Raw genomic sequence first — 1,658 nt, 5'->3', positions numbered from 1 at the left:
CCTAAATTCCACGTGTGTTTTTTATTAGCTTCAAAAATCACTATTTCACGAAGAATTTAGACTGCTTCTCACACATTGTAACATTATTTACAACCACCTTTCAATCATTTTTGATAAATCATTGATTTCATCTTTGCTGCAATGATACTTAATAAACTCTGCAAGTTATCCACAGAGCAACACTCAATTTTATTGATGATATTCTTATTATACCAGACATTTTTCATACACTCCCTTGTACGGATAGTTTTCCGACAACTTCATGATTACATATCTTGCGGTTTTGATTATTTTTGCTGCAAGAAATACATACTTCAAACGAAAGGTCTTTATTTGCTGTCTGTATTCTGAAGAGTCCAAGGAATCAAACTTGAACAACAAAAATAGGTTATATGAAAGCATCATCATTTGAAACACGGCTTCATTCGCCCAAAATGACTTTAGCAAGAGATGACCCACCGCCATGTCGTATTTGGCTTCTTTGATATAGTTTTCAGCATTACCACGCTTTTCATAGTATATAACTACTTTTTCAGAAAGCAAGGTAGTATTTGTTACAAAGAAAAAGTAGTCGTATTCGGAACCTTCTAAAAGTGATAATTGTGCTCTTTCTTTTTCTGGTTTCAGTACGCGAGATACGACAAATCTTCTGTCTTTTTCCCATTTAACTAATTTTGTATACAGTTCTGTAGTTTCTCTACCTTCTTCTCCTTTAACGAATACAATTGATGAATTCGTTGCTTGTGAGGTGAGTGTAGAATAACTTTTGGCTTTAATTAAATATTTGCATCCAAGAGATTCTATCGTTTCGATAATTTTTTCATCAAAGTAGCCACTATCCATTCGAAATAAAATTTCTAAATCGTCTGATTTGATGTTAGCAACAATTTCTTTGATCATTTCCGCAGCACCGTTTGCAGTGTAAGTATTGCCACTTCTTACAAATCCGGTAACATATGCTTTTAATTCGTCGCAAAATGCAAATTGGATATTGTAGCATCGGTTTCCCAGTTTCTTAGGATTATATCCTTTTGACGCACCTTCTTGATGACCTTCTACGTTAATTACACTACTATCAATATCAATCGTAATGGATGTCAATTTACTTTTAGTGAGCAGTTTTTTAAAGACTTTAAAATTAATGTCTCTAAACATTTGGGTTGTCTTGAAGTTGAAGTTTCCTAGAAACCGTGACACTGTTTCAGGTTCTTTTACGGAAATATCAAACTCGTTGACGAGGGGATCATTTTGAAGTAGCTTTAGACGTTCTAACTTATCAATGCCAATGAAGTGACCGCAGAGCATGGTCTTTATATGATTCATCTTGATTTTATTTGTTGAGTCATTATCAAATACGAGGTCATTTTCAATAAAATCAAAAATCCCATTGCTTTTTGCATTCTCAAGGAGCAGAAAAAGACCTGCATTTGATGTTAGATTCTTAGCTTTGAAATCAATTTTATTAATCATAATTAGAACCCCTTTTTACTACTTTTCTTACTATTATTTTACCATATATCGAGTCATAAAAGCTGATAATTTAACATATTTTTGAGCACTTTTCTTTCACCCAATGGGTGAAAGCTGAATTTCGAAGGAATGCATATTTATCAAGGCTTTGATTATGCTTTTTGAAGTACTGACGTAGAATCTAGGTG

The 1,658-nt window shown here is 33.2% G+C and carries 1 protein-coding gene; it reads right to left on the bottom strand.

What is annotated here, in order from left to right:
• Positions 1-207 precede the first annotated feature (207 nt).
• Positions 208-1,470, bottom strand: coding sequence for an IS1380-like element ISEcp1 family transposase (locus ACJHWR_RS25195; RefSeq protein ID WP_000608644.1), 1,263 nt, complete (start codon positions 1,468-1,470; stop codon positions 208-210).
• Positions 1,471-1,658: the final 188 nt, after the last annotated feature.

It is taken from the genome of Escherichia sp. WS568 (assembly GCF_046486085.1).
In the GTDB taxonomy this organism is placed as follows: Bacteria; Pseudomonadota; Gammaproteobacteria; order Enterobacterales; family Enterobacteriaceae; genus Escherichia; species Escherichia coli.
This window is presented reverse-complemented; position numbering and strand designations above follow the sequence as displayed.